At 71.3% G+C, this 10,791-nt stretch carries 12 protein-coding genes; 7 read left to right on the top strand and 5 right to left on the bottom strand.

The window, feature by feature from the left end:
* Together GKQ77_RS18955 and GKQ77_RS18950 are read left to right on the top strand one after the other, a co-directional pair.
* Positions 1-1,157: CaiB/BaiF CoA transferase family protein (locus GKQ77_RS18955; protein ID WP_219690102.1), on the top strand; the 1,157-nt coding region annotated here is incomplete at its 5' end.
* Positions 1,154-2,326 (top strand): acyl-CoA dehydrogenase family protein, encoded by a 1,173-nt coding sequence (locus tag GKQ77_RS18950; RefSeq protein ID WP_219690101.1) that lies wholly within the window; start codon positions 1,154-1,156, stop codon positions 2,324-2,326. The genes GKQ77_RS18955 and GKQ77_RS18950, both read left to right, overlap by 4 nt.
* A 27-nt stretch (positions 2,327-2,353) precedes the next feature.
* On the opposite strand, the gene GKQ77_RS18945 is transcribed toward GKQ77_RS18950, so the two are convergent.
* The 3 genes from GKQ77_RS18945 to GKQ77_RS18935 all read right to left on the bottom strand — a co-directional run bounded on the left by GKQ77_RS18945 (position 2,354) and on the right by GKQ77_RS18935 (position 4,473).
* The gene (locus tag GKQ77_RS18945; RefSeq protein WP_219690100.1) at positions 2,354-2,914 is read right to left on the bottom strand and encodes a YbaK/EbsC family protein; all 561 of its coding nucleotides are present in this window, start codon (positions 2,912-2,914) and stop codon (positions 2,354-2,356) included.
* A 43-nt stretch (positions 2,915-2,957) separates the two neighbouring features.
* A complete protein-coding gene (locus tag GKQ77_RS18940) occupies positions 2,958-3,542 on the bottom strand; it encodes a helix-turn-helix domain-containing protein (protein WP_219690103.1) in 585 nt (194 codons plus the stop codon).
* 193 nt (positions 3,543-3,735) lie between these two features.
* Positions 3,736-4,473 carry an acyltransferase gene (locus tag GKQ77_RS18935; protein WP_219690099.1) on the bottom strand — a complete coding sequence of 246 codons (738 nt, stop codon included), beginning with the start codon at positions 4,471-4,473 and terminating at the stop codon, positions 3,736-3,738.
* A gap of 187 nt (positions 4,474-4,660) precedes the next feature.
* On the opposite strand from GKQ77_RS18935, the gene GKQ77_RS18930 reads away from it, so the two are divergent.
* Complete coding sequence (locus tag GKQ77_RS18930; RefSeq protein WP_219690098.1) at positions 4,661-5,194, top strand: gamma carbonic anhydrase family protein; 534 nt, start codon at positions 4,661-4,663, stop codon at positions 5,192-5,194.
* Between the two features lie 36 nt (positions 5,195-5,230).
* Here GKQ77_RS18930 and GKQ77_RS18925 read toward each other — a convergent pair whose 3' ends face one another.
* Entirely contained in the window at positions 5,231-5,908 is a 678-nt protein-coding gene (locus GKQ77_RS18925) for a DedA family protein (protein ID WP_219690097.1), read from the bottom strand.
* Between the two features lie 149 nt (positions 5,909-6,057).
* Positions 6,058-6,516 carry a DUF4442 domain-containing protein gene (locus GKQ77_RS18920; RefSeq protein WP_219690096.1) on the bottom strand — a complete coding sequence of 153 codons (459 nt, stop codon included), beginning with the start codon at positions 6,514-6,516 and terminating at the stop codon, positions 6,058-6,060.
* 81 nt (positions 6,517-6,597) lie between these two features.
* Here GKQ77_RS18920 and GKQ77_RS18915 point away from each other — a divergent pair, with 81 nt between their 5' ends.
* The 4 genes from GKQ77_RS18915 to GKQ77_RS18900 form a co-directional block, all read left to right on the top strand.
* Positions 6,598-7,629, top strand: coding sequence for a DUF8017 domain-containing protein (locus GKQ77_RS18915; protein ID WP_219690095.1), 1,032 nt, complete (start codon positions 6,598-6,600; stop codon positions 7,627-7,629).
* Positions 7,630-7,695: 66 nt separating this feature from the next.
* Positions 7,696-8,667, top strand: a complete 972-nt coding sequence (locus tag GKQ77_RS18910; RefSeq protein ID WP_219690094.1) for a DUF8017 domain-containing protein — start codon at positions 7,696-7,698, stop codon at positions 8,665-8,667.
* A 100-nt stretch (positions 8,668-8,767) separates the two neighbouring features.
* The gene (locus tag GKQ77_RS18905; protein WP_219690093.1) at positions 8,768-9,880 is read left to right on the top strand and encodes a DUF8017 domain-containing protein; all 1,113 of its coding nucleotides are present in this window, start codon (positions 8,768-8,770) and stop codon (positions 9,878-9,880) included.
* Between the two features lie 122 nt (positions 9,881-10,002).
* Positions 10,003-10,791: MFS transporter (locus GKQ77_RS18900; protein WP_219690092.1), on the top strand; the 789-nt coding region annotated here is incomplete at its 3' end.

The raw sequence follows: 10,791 nt of genomic DNA, 5'->3' as shown, positions 1-10,791 counted from the left end.
GCCTTGAGCAGGCCGTCGCCGCCCCCTTCGCCACCCGCCAACTCGCCGACCTCGGGGCACGGGTCATCAAGGTAGAGCGCCCCGACGGGGGCGACTTCGCGCGGCGGTATGACACCACCGTCCACGGCCAAGCCAGCTATTTCGTCTGGCTCAACCGCTCCAAGGAATCACTCACCCTCGACCTCAAGTCGGAACCCGGCAGAGAGATCCTGGAGGAGCTGCTGGCCGGCGCGGACGTGTTCGTGCAGAACCTCGCCCCCGGCGCCGCCACCCGCATGGGCCTCGGCGCGGACGAGCTGCAGGCCCGCTACCCGTCCCTCATCCCCTGCACCATCAGCGGCTACGGCACGGACGGTCCCTGGGCGGACCGCAAGGCGTACGACCTGCTCGTGCAGTGCCAGACGGGGCTGCTCCAGCTCACCGGCACCCCGGACGAGGCGGTGCGCGTCGGCATCTCGGTGGCGGACATCGCGGGCGGGATGTACGCGTACAGCGGTATCCTCTCCGCCCTGTTCACTCGGGCGACGACCGGCCGCGCACCGGCCGTCGAGGTCTCCCTCTTCGACGCGCTCGCCGAGTGGATGAGCCAGCCCGCCTACTACACGCGGTACGGCGGCACCCAGCCGCCCCGCGTCGGCGCCCGGCACGCGACGGTCGCCCCGTACGGGCCGTTCACCGCGGCCGACGGCAAGGACGTGCTGCTGTCCGTGCAGAACGAGCGCGAATGGGCCGCGCTGTGCACGGAGTTCATCGGCCGCCCCGACCTGGCGGACGACCCCCGTTTCGCCACCGGGTCCGACCGCGTGGCGCACCGCGAGGCGCTGGACGCGATCATCTCCGTACGCTTCCGTGAACTCCGCGCCGAGGAGGCGATGAAGCTGCTGGATCAGGCCAACATCGCCAACGCGGGCGTCAATTCGGTCCACGAGTTCCTCGACCACCCCGTGCTGGCCGAACGCGGGCGCTGGCAGGAGGTCGGGGTGCCGGGCGCGCCCGGGCCCGTACAGGCGCTGCTGCCGCCCGTCGGTCTCTCCGGGGTCACCCCGCGCATGGACCCGGTCCCGGCGGCGGGCGAGCACACCGAGGCGATCCTCGCCGAGCTGGGGCGCGACCCCGAAGCCATCGCGCGGCTGCTCGCGGAGGGGGTCTGCCGGTGAGCGCCCTCGACAGCCTCTGCCCGGCCGAGCAGCTGGTCGTCACGACCGTACGGGACTTCGTCGATGAGCAAGTACGGCCTGTCGCCCGCCAGTTGGAGCACACCGACACCTACCCCGAGGCGCTCATCGAGCGGATGAAGGAACTCGGCGTCTTCGGGCTCGCCGTGCCGGAGGAGTTCGGCGGCACGGCCGTCTCCACCCCGTGCTACGTCCTGGTCACCGAGGAGCTGGCGCGCGGCTGGATGAGTCTCGCGGGCGCGATGGGCGGCCACACGGTCGTCGCGAAGCTGCTGCTGCACTACGGCACCGACGCGCAGAAGCGCCGCTGGCTGCCCCGGATGGCCACCGGCGAGGTGCGCGCCGCGATCGCGCTGACCGAACCGGGCGGCGGCTCCGACCTCCAGGCGCTGCACACGGTCGCCCGCCGTGACGAGGACGGCGGTGGATACGTCGTCGACGGCGCGAAGACCTGGATCACCAACTCCCGCCGTTCCCAGCTGATCGCGCTGCTCTGCAAGACCGACCCGGACGCCGAGCCCCGCCACCGCGGCATCTCCGTCCTGCTCGTCGAGCACGGCCCCGGCCTGACCTTCTCGCGCGATCTGCCGAAGCTCGGCTACAAGGGCGTGGAGAGCTGCGAGCTGTCCTTCTTCGGCTACCGCGCCCCGGCCGACGCGCTGCTCGGCGGCGTCGAGGGCGAGGGGTTCGGGCAGATGATGCGGGGCTTGGAGACGGGACGGCTCCAGGTCGCGGCCCGCGCGGTCGGCGTGGGGCGGGCCGCGTTCGAGGACGCGCTGCGCTACGCCCAGGAGCGCGAGTCGTTCGGCGTGCCGATCTGGCAGCACCAGTCCATCGGCAACTACCTGGCGGACATGGCGACTTCGCTCTCGGCCGCCCGCCAGCTCACCCTGCACGCGGCGCGCGAGGCCGACGCGGGCCGGCGCGTCGACATGGAGGCGGGCATGGCCAAACTCTTCGCGTCGGAGGCGGCCATGCGGATCACGCTGGACGCGGTCCGCATCCACGGCGGCAACGGCTACTCCACCGAGTTCGACGTCGAACGCTACTTCCGCGACGCGCCGTTGATGATCGTCGGCGAGGGCACGAACGAGATCCAGCGCAATGTGATCGCGCGTCAACTCGTCGCGCGCGGCGGCCTGGACGCCTGACCGCCGACCGTCACCGTCATCCCGGGGTCAGGCCGCGGTGCCGAGACCTTCGATGACCACCGCGTTCAGCAGTCCGGCGAAGACCTTCCCGGGCACGATCAGCTTGCCGCGGCGGCTTCCGCTGCCCACGAGGACGTACGGCAGATCGACGACGGCGGCGTCGACGAGCAGCGGCCACGCGGCGGGCAGCCCGATCGGCGTGACGCCGCCGTACTCCATGCCGGTCTCGCCCGTGGCGGTCTCCATCGGGGCGAACGAGGCCTTGCGGGCGCCGAGTTGACGGCGCACGACGCCGTTCACGTCCACCCGCGTCCCGGACAGCACGACGCACGCGGCGAGCGTGGTCCCGCCGCCGCGCTTGCCCGCGACGACCACGCAGTTCGCGGACTGGCTGAGCAGCTCGGGGCCGTAGTGCCCGAGGAAGGTGGCGGTGTCGGCCCACTGGGGGTCGGTGTCGACATGGATCAGCTCGTCGGCGGGGACGGGCCCGCTCCAGCCGCGTACGGCTTCCGCGACGGGCGCGACCAGCTGGCCGAGGACCTCGGGAGCGGGGTGGACGACATCGAAATCACCGAGAGGAGCACGCATGGCGGCACGCTAACAGCCCCCGCGCGCGGGACACCGACAGCCCTCAGTACGAAGCCGCGTGGGCGGGCGGCACCGAGACCGACATCGTCATCTCGACGGGTTCGGCGCCCTTGTTGTGGTAGCCGTGCGGCACGTTGGCCTCGAAGGTGGCGGCCGAACCCGCCGCGACGACGTGTTCGACGCCGTCCACGACGAGCGTCAGCTCGCCCCGCGAGACGTGCAGCAGCTCGACCGTGCCCGGCGGGTGCGCGTCGGAGTCGCTGCCCTCGCCCGACATCAGATACCAGGACCACAGCTCGAAGGGGCCGTGCGCCTCGGCGCCGACGAGGAGGGTGGTGTTGCTGCCCGCCTCGGTGGACCACATGCGCACCGCCTGCTCCGGCGGCACGAGACGGACGTGGGGCCCCTGTTCGTAGTCGAGGAGCGTGGTGATGCTGACGCCCAGCGCGTCCGCGAGCTTCACCGTGATGCCCACGCTGGGGTTGGTCCTGGCCTGCTCGATCTGGATGATCATGCCGCGGCTCACGCCCGCGCGGGCCGCGAGGGCGTCAAGGGTGAAGCCCCTCTCGTTGCGCCAGCGCTTGAGGTTGCGCGCGAGCGACTGGGTGAGCTGGTCGAGGTCCGACACATTCCGTCCAATAGCCTGGATGACGAAGTTCACGGGGCCGCACTACGGCGTGGTGCGGTGGTGCGGTGGTGCAGTGGTGCACCTGATGGTTCCCGATGGTTCACCACACTGTACTGCGGGGTTCGGCCCTGTCAGTGGCGCCGGGCACCTCCGGGACCGCCGGAACGCGACCGCGGGCCGCGCGCCGCCCGGCTCACCCCTCCCCCAACTCCCCCAGGGCGATCAGCTGTTCCGGCGTGATGCCCTCGGGAATCGGCACGGGCGCGGGCGTACGCAGAGGCGGCTGCCAGCCCAGATCCGCGTCCCAGGTCCGCACGACACGGGCCGGCGCCCCGGCAACCACAGCGCGGTCCGGCACCTCACCGCGTACGACCGCCCCGGCGGCGACCACGACGTTCCGCCCGATCCGGGCCCCCGGCAGGATCACCGCGCCCGTCCCGATCCAGCATCCGGGCCCGATCTCCACGGGGTCCATGCGCGGCCACTGCTTGCCGATGGGCGTGTGCGGATCGTCGTAGGAGTGGTTGGTGGACGTCACGTACACATAGGGGCCGAAGTAGCAGTCGTCGCCGATGGTCACCGTGGTGTCCGCGATGATGTGGCTGCCGCGGCCGAGTACGACGCCGTTGCCGATGCTCAGTATCGGATCGGGACCGAGGTCGAGGTCCGGCATCATCCCGGCGGTGAGCGTGACGTGCTCACCGACGACGCAGTGGTCGCCGAGCCGGATCCACGGCTCCCCGAAGACCGTGCCCTGCGGGAAGGCGAGCTTCGTGCCCTCCCCGATGGCGGCGAACCGCAGCCGCCCCGGGTGCGCGGCGGTCACCGCGCCCGTGCGCTGCACCCACGCCCAGCCCGAGTGGACCGCGCGCTGCGCGAGACGGCGCGGCCCGGCGGCGAGGGATGAGAACGTGTTCCTGTTCTTGGGCACGCGCTCACGTTACTCAGTGCCGTCGGGCCCCGCAGGCCCCCGGCCTGTGATCTTCACCCCACGCGGCCGCGTCCGCCCCCGCGTCCCGTACGGTGCCGTCAGGCGCGACGGCGTACGGAAGAGACGTACGGAGAAGACGTACCGGCGAGACGCACCGGGGAAGACGTACCGGAGAAGGAGACATCCGATGAGCCACGAGGCACTCATCACCGGCATCGGCGGCAAGGCCCCGAAGATCGACCAGGACGCCTTCACCGCGCCGACGTCGGTCGTGCTCGGCGAGGTGACGCTGCACGCCGGGGCGAGCGCCTGGTACGGCGCGGTGCTGCGCGCCGACTGCGGGCCCATCGTCGTCGGCGCCGACAGCAACATCCAGGACAACTGCAGCCTCCACGTCGACCCGGGCTTCCCCATCACCATCGGCGAGCGCGTCTCGGTGGGGCACAACGCCGTGCTGCACGGCTGCACCGTCGAGGACGACTGCCTGATCGGGATGGGCGCGACGGTCCTCAACGGCGCGGTGATCGGCGCCGGTTCCCTGGTCGCGGCGCAGGCTCTCGTGCCGCAGGGCATGCGCGTGCCCCCGGGCTCGCTCGTCGCGGGCGTGCCCGCCAAGGTGCGCAGGCCGCTCACCGACGAGGAGCGCGAGGGCATCTCGTACAACGGCACGATGTACGTCGAGCTGGCCAGGGCCCACCGCGAGGCGCACGCCGGCCGGTGACTCGGCCGCCGACGGTGACTCGGTCGCCCCGGTGACTCAGTCGCCGACGGTCACGGGCTCCCGCTCGGCCGTCGCGGACCCGGAGGCCGCGGCCTCGGCATCCGCCTCGGCCGCCGCCTTCTTCGCCCTGCGCTTGACGAACAGCATCGAGCCGACGCCGATCAGCACGGCGATGGCGAGGCCCAGGTAGGAGAAGCGCTTCAGCCAGTCCTCGGCGACCACGCCGATGTAGTAGATGACGGCGGTGGTGCCGCCCGCCCAGACGATGCCGCCGAGGACGTTGGCGACGAGGAACTTCCAGTACGGCATGCGCAGGACGCCCGCGAGCGGGCCCGCGAAGATGCGGAGCAGGGCGACGAAGCGGCCGAAGAAGACCGCCCACATGCCCCACTTCTGGAAGGACCGCTCGCAGGTCGCGACATTGGCCGCGCTGAAGTGCTTGGGGAACTTCCGCTCCAGCCAGGCCAGCAGCGGCCGACCGCCCTTGCGCCCGATGGCGTACCCGATGGAGTCGCCGATGATGGCGCCCGCCGTGGCGCACACACCCAGGATCACCGGGTCGATGTCACCGTGCTGGGAGGAGAGGAGAGCCGCGGAGACCAGGACGATCTCGCCGGGCAGCGGAATGCCCAGGCTCTCCAGACCGATGACGATTCCCACCAGCGCGTAGATGCTGACGGCTGGCACCTGCTCCAGCCACTCCTGGACGTGCAACGCCGGTTCCTCCCGTAGTGCCAGTGCTTGCCCCGGCGTGCGCGACCGGTGGGGCACGCACGCCCGCGCAGCCTACCGGGCGGGGATCACCGGGAAGGACCGACGCCGCCCACACCCGGCCTCCGTCGGCTGCCGCTCACCCCGGTCCGTCAGCTGGGGTTGTTGGGCCGGAGGGTCCACAGGACGGTCATCTCGCCGGTCACCGCGCCGTCCGCGCGCTGGATCTCGATCGCGACCGGGAACTCCGGGCGCTGCCCCGCGTCGAGTTCGGCGATCACCTCGGCGGCCGGGCGGCCGAGCGTGGCCGTGGCCGTCACGGGGCCCTTCGCCAGCTTCTTGTACGCGATCTCGGCGCTGACGGCGAGCGGCACCGCGCGGGAGAGCTGCGCGCCGAACGCGGCGAGGACGATGGCACCGCTCGCGGACTCGCCCAGCGTGAACATGGCGCCGGCGTGCGGGCCGCCGACGTGGTTGTGGTACTCGCTCTGGTCCGGCAGGGCCACCACGGCCTTGTCCGGCGTGGTCTCCCGGAATTCGAGGTTCAGGGTCCTGGCCATCGGCACCGTGGCGGCGAGCATCTCGCCGATCGACATCTGGTCTGCGCTCATGGCCGCGATGTTACCCATGGGTAGCCTGGATTGGCCAGGGCCCTCCTTGCCGTAGATCACCGTCACCTATCGTTGGCGTCCATGTGGCATGGACAGCAGCCGCCCGGGGGCGAGCGGGACCAGCGGGGCCAGGGGCAGAATCCGCAGGGCCAGAGCCAGGGGGGTCCTGGGCAGAATCCGTACCAGCAGCCGGGGTACCAGCAGACCGGGCACCAGCAGCCCTATGGACAGCCCTATGGGCAACAGGCCCCTTGGGACGCGCCGACCATGCCCGGCGGCCCGCAGGGCGCGGCGCCCGAGCCCCCGCGGGGCAACAGCAGGCGGACCAAGGTCATCGCGCTTTCCGCGGCGGCGGCCGTGGTGGTGGCCGCGGGCGTCACCGGGTTCCTGCTGCTCGGCGGCGACGAGGACGACACCGCGAAGCCTGAGCCGGAGCCGACGAAGTCCGCCTCTTCGAGCCCGTCCGGTTCCGCCGACAACCCCCGTGCCGAAGGCGGCGATCCCGAGCCGACCGTGCCCGGCTGGAAGGTCGTCGTGAACCCGCGGCTCGGCATCGCGTTCGACGTGCCTCCCGAGTGGTCCCTGGAATCGAGGGACTGGGCCGGCGGGTTCGTGGAGGACAAGGACGCCGACGACGAATCGGCGCCGTTCCTCGCCGCGTACGCCGCTCCCGCCTACTTCAAGGAGAAGTGGTGCGCGAGCGACGAGGACAGGGACGGGACCAAGGAGTACGTCCCGCTGGCCGCGGCGGGCACCCGCGGCAACAAGGGCGCCAAGAGCACCGAGAAGGTCGCGGAGAACGACGCGACCATGTGGGTCTACGGCGCCTACACACAGCCCGACAGGAAGAAGGTCACGACGGGCCCCGTGGAGTCGTACACCACGAAGTCGGGCCTCAAGGGCAGCCTGGCGAGCGCCACTTCGACGGGCGTCGACAAGCAGGAGAAGTGCGACTCCGACGGCAAGGCGACGGTGTTCGCCTTCAAGGACTCCGACGGGAAGTTCGTGTCCTGGTCCTTCCACGGGGCGAAGGGCGTGACGGGGGAGCTTCCGGACACGACGGTGAAGAAGATCCTTTCGACCGTGCGTGTGTACGAGATGGCCGAGGACTGAGCGGGCGCCGGGACCCTTCGGGGTGGACGTGATCTTGGCCGGGCGGCCCCCGTATCGTGTCCGGCCATGTGGCAAGGACATCAGCAGCACCATCACCCTCAGCAGCCTCAGCAGCCTCAGCAGCCAAATCCCTATCAGCAGCCGGGATATCAGGCGCCGAATCCCTACCAGCAGCCCGTGTCCGGGCCACAGACGGGCGGGGGCGGCAACGCGGTCAACAAGGCCGGCAAGGTCAAGGCCGTCTCCCTCGTGATGGCGGCCGCCGTGGTCGTGGCCGCCGGTGTAACCGGCTTCCTGGTCCTCGGCGGCGGTGGCGAGGACGAGAAGGACCCCAAGGCGGGCGCCCCCGCGCAGACCGCCTCCGAGGAGCCGGAGCCCGCCGCCGACGACCATGGCGCCGAGGACGGCGACAGCGGGCGCGGCGCGGACAACGGCCTGAAGCCGACCATCAAGGGCTGGCAGGTCGTGGTGAACCCCAGGTGGGGCACGGCGTTCGACGTACCGCCCGAGTGGGAGATACAGAACCCCGGCTCCGCGATCGCCTTCGAGGACAACAAGACCGGTAAGCCGCTGATGACCATGTCGGCGCCCGCCTACCTCAAGCCCACCTGGTGCGTGACCGACGACGACAAGGACGGCAGGACCGAGGACCACGAGCTGGCCGCCGTCGGCACCAAGGGCGCCAACGGCGCGAAGAACACCGAGCAGGTCGCGGTCAACCAGGTCGCCTGGTGGGTCTACGCCGCCTACACCCAGCCGGACAAGAAGAGCTTCACCTCCGACGAGAAGGCCCAGCCCTACACCACCAAGTCCGGCATCAAGGGCAGCATCGCCCGCGCCGAGTCCACGAACTCGCCGCAGAAGGGCAAGTGCGCCTCGGACGGCAAGGCGATCACCTTCGGCTTCAAGAACTCCGAGGGCGCGTACGTCGCGTGGAGCCTGTACGGCGCCAAGGGCGTCCAGGACGAGATCCCCGAGGCGACCGTGATGAAGATCCTCAGCACGGTGCGCACCCACGGCGACCCGACGGAATCCTGACGCTTTCCCCCGCTACGTCACCCCGGCGGCGGTGGCCCGGTGCCGTTCCGGACGGACGCCCGTGGCACCCGGCGCCTTGGCCCCTCTATGGTTACTGGCCATGTGGCCAGAACAGCAGCCGCCCGGGGGCGAGCAGAACCCGCAGAACCAGAATCCGAACCCGTACCAGCAGCCGGGGTACCAGGCGCCGAACCCGTATCAGCAGCCGGGATACCAGCAGCAGCCCGCGGGAGGCTACCCGCAGCAGCCGCCGGCGGGTGGATACCAGCAGCCGCACTCGGGCGCGTTCTCGCAGCCCGAGCAGCCGCAGTGGTCGGCGCCGACGCCGCCGCCCGGTGTCCCGCAGCAGAGCGGCGGGGGCGGCCAGGGTGGGAGCGGCCAGGGCGGTGGCGGCAACAAGACGAAGGTCACCGCCATCGTCGCCTCGCTGGCCGTGGTGGTGGCGGCCGGTGTCACCGGCTTCCTCGTTCTCGGCGGTGACGAGGACGGCAAGGACGACGAGGCGGGTCCGGCGAAGCCCTCGAAGTCCGTGACCGACAAGCCGAGCCCGAAGCCCAGCAGCGAGGGGAACGAGCGCGGCGAGGGTGGCGAGGACAAGCCGACGATCGACGGCTGGCAGGTCGTGGTGAACCCCAAGTGGGGCACCGCCTTCGACGTCCCGGCCGGCTGGAAGGTCGAGACGCCGGGCACCTTCATCGCCTTCGACGACCGGAAGGACCCGGGCACGAAGACGATCATCGGCATGACGGCGCCCGCGGTCTACAAAGAGAAGTGGTGCACGTCGGACGACGACAAGGACGGCGAGCCCGACGACACCTCGCTCGCCGTCGTCGGCACCAAGGGGCAGAACGGCGCCAAGAACACCGAGGACGTCGCGCGCAACGACTCGGCCTGGTGGGTCTTCGGCGGCTACACCGAGCAGACCAAGGCCGACAAGAAGAAGATCAAGATCGGCGAGGTGGAGGAGTACACCACCAAGTCGGGCGTCAAGGGCAGCCTCGTCACCTCCACGACCTCCGGCGCGGCCACGTCCGCCAAGTGCGACTCGGAGGGCAAGGCCACCACGTTCTCCTTCAAGAACGAGGGCGGCGAGTACGTGTCCTGGACCCTCTACGGCGCCAAGGGCGTCAAGGAGGAGATCTCCGACGACATGGTGAAGCAGATCCTCGCCACGGTGCGGTGGAGCGAGGCGGGCTCCGAGGAGGAATCCTGAGCTGCCACGAGCGTCCTGCCCCGGGCGCGTCCTCGGCCGCTCCCCGCGGCCGACACCCGTCCATTCTGAGCCACTGAGGAAACGGTTTGGCAAGTCGGCCCACCGCCGGGGATAGTCCCGGGGTGACGACGACTCCCGCCCCCGCGCCGCGCCGCCGCCCCTCCTGGGCGGGGCGCAATTACACGCTGCTGACCGCCGCCGCGATCGTGACGAACCTCGGAAGCCACGGGGCGTTGATCGCGGCGGCGTTCGCGGTTCTCGACGCCGGGGGCGACGGCGGGGACGTCGGCCTTGTGGCCGCCGCGCGGACACTGCCGCTCGTACTCTTCCTGCTCATCGGCGGTGCGGTCGCCGACCGGCTGCCGCGCCACCATGTGATGGTCGCCGCCAACACCCTCAACTGCGTGTCGCAGGCGGCGTTCGCCGTACTCGTCATCGCGGGCGAGCCGCAGCTGTGGCAGATGATGCTGCTCACCGGTCTCGGCGGCGTGGGGCAGGCCTTCTTCGGGCCGGCGGCCGAGGGCATGCTGATGTCCTCGGTCAGCGGCGAGCAGGTCAGCAGGGCGTTCGCGCTGTACCGGATGGCGATGCAGGGAGCGGGCCTCGGCGGCGCCGCGCTCGGCGGGCTGATGGTCGCGGCGATCGGCCCCGGCTGGGTGCTCGCCGTGGACGCGGTGGCGTTCGCCGTCGCCGGAGCGCTGCGCTCCTTCCTCGACGTCAGCCACATACCGGAGCGCGCGCCCGGCGGCGGGCTCCTCTCCGACCTGCGGGACGGCTGGCGGGAGTTCACCGGACGCCCCTGGCTCTGGTCGATCGTGGCGCAGTTCTCGGTGGTGGTGGCGGTGGTCGGCGCCGCCGAGTCGGTGTTCGGACCGCTGGTGGCCCGGGACGAGCTGGGCGGGGCGGGGCCC

The organism is Streptomyces anatolicus, assembly GCF_019400875.1.
Classification (GTDB): Bacteria; Actinomycetota; Actinomycetes; order Streptomycetales; family Streptomycetaceae; genus Streptomyces; species Streptomyces anatolicus.
Note: the sequence above shows the minus strand (reverse complement) of the source record. Positions and strands in the feature narration are given on the sequence as shown.